Source organism: Piscirickettsia salmonis LF-89 = ATCC VR-1361, assembly GCF_000297215.2.
In the GTDB taxonomy this organism is placed as follows: Bacteria; Pseudomonadota; Gammaproteobacteria; order Piscirickettsiales; family Piscirickettsiaceae; genus Piscirickettsia; species Piscirickettsia salmonis.
Map to the genome: position 1 here is coordinate 1 of NZ_AMFF02000245.1, position 1,670 is coordinate 1,670.

Annotated in this window: 1 protein-coding gene; it reads left to right on the forward strand. The window is 38.2% G+C overall.

Annotation, left to right across the window (positions count from 1 at the left end):
* Positions 1-643 precede the first annotated feature (643 nt).
* Entirely contained in the window at positions 644-1,501 is an 858-nt protein-coding gene (locus C200_RS14650) for a pentapeptide repeat-containing protein (RefSeq protein ID WP_052133295.1), read from the forward strand.
* The last annotated feature ends 169 nt before the right edge of the window (positions 1,502-1,670 follow it).

Consider the following 1,670-nt stretch of genomic DNA (forward strand, 5'->3'; position numbering starts at 1 on the left):
CGAGCCACGGAGTACTAAGCACGGGTGAGTAGGCCGAGGTAGGTTCGGGTTTTTAGCAGAGCGGAGTTGCGAAAGGCCGTTAGGTCTGTAGCAAGCGTAACGAGTGTCTAAAAATCTATACGAACCGTAGAGTCATGTGAGAGCACAGTAGTGGAGTGTGCCGATTCAAGGCACGTAACGCTGTGTGACGCGGACAGCCGAGGGTTTATAGTCGTCGCGTTTTGCTCGGCGATTTTGCATCATTGGATGTGCAAAATACCTACCGAGGTAGCGACGCTTACGTCAACATATTAATTGATTTAATTGCATAAGCTAATTGGAATAAATAAAGTCTGACAGCGTCATGCAGTAATCTTAATTGTAATCTGTGTAGCTGACTTGTAGACCTGCTTTATTTACTTTATTATTTAACTATTTGTTTTTTAATAAATTAATGATGGTTATGGCCGTTAAAAGTTAAGATTAAAAAATTGACAAGAAAAAGTAAATTAGATTACTCTTTATTTGATTTGATGATATTTTTCTTTTCTTTATAGTAAAAATAATATTATTTGTATCATTTTTTTCTAAGAATTATGTTAGAAAATATGATGTTATCATGGTGCGTGATTAGCTGTTTATCTATATTAAGGTAGGCTATGATATGGTGAGGACAAGAGAAGAAGTTGTTCGCGAAATTGAGCGTGCTCGCAATAGTTTAGGCAGCGCGGCTCGGATTAATCTAACTGGTTGGAATTTGGAGAGTGTAAACTTATCGGGTTTAAATTTATCCGGTGCTAGGTTGTGTGGCGCTAAGTTGTGTTTTGCCAATTTATCAGGAAGTTATTTAAAGCAAATTGGCTTAAGCGGTGCTGATTTGTCCGGTGCAAATTTATCTGCTGCAGATTTACATCAAGCGAGGCTGATAGGTGCGAATTTAGAGGAGGTAAACTTTAATTATACGAATTTATATAAAGCAGATTTAAGTGATGTTGTTAGCTTTCATAGAGCAGAGTTTGATCATACAATTCTTATTGATGCACGTTTAGGGCGTGCTGATTTAAGGCAAACGAATGTTAGCGATGCTGTTTTTAGATTGGCTGATTTATCTTATGAATTAAGAAGCTTTATCATGGGGCGGCCGCAGCCTAATGTGCCTCTTATTGTTGGAGACTCTTATACAACATTTCAAGCTGCACAGTTTCCAGATGGATTTTCACCAAGGTTTCGATCAATAAGAGGTTTTGAATCATTAGCGGCTATGCCACTCAGAGAAAGCCTTGAAAAGTTATCGATGTTTTCAGCAGTTGATGTAAATACTGTATTTCCGCTGCCTCGATTCTTTGCTGGCCTGAGTGAAGAGCAGCAAGCGGAATTTATTAAAAAAAGAGAGTTAATTACTTGCTGTGGCATCAGCCATGATGAAATCATCACTCCTGTGACCATTGGAAAAGAGAAACAACATTATGACTGTAAATACTTCGCCCTCCGTCATCTGAAGTGCAACACTACTCTATACTAAGCCGCCATCAAATACTCTAAAAAAACATGATTAGGTGAGCAATAATTCAAACTCGCTCTTCTTCTGGTGTTCAATGTATGCTCTATTTTTGGCACTGTTGCGAAAAGTTATCGTGAGTTTCAGAAAGGTTATTTTCTTGTGTTAGCTACCTTAGAATTAAGCAGCTAAT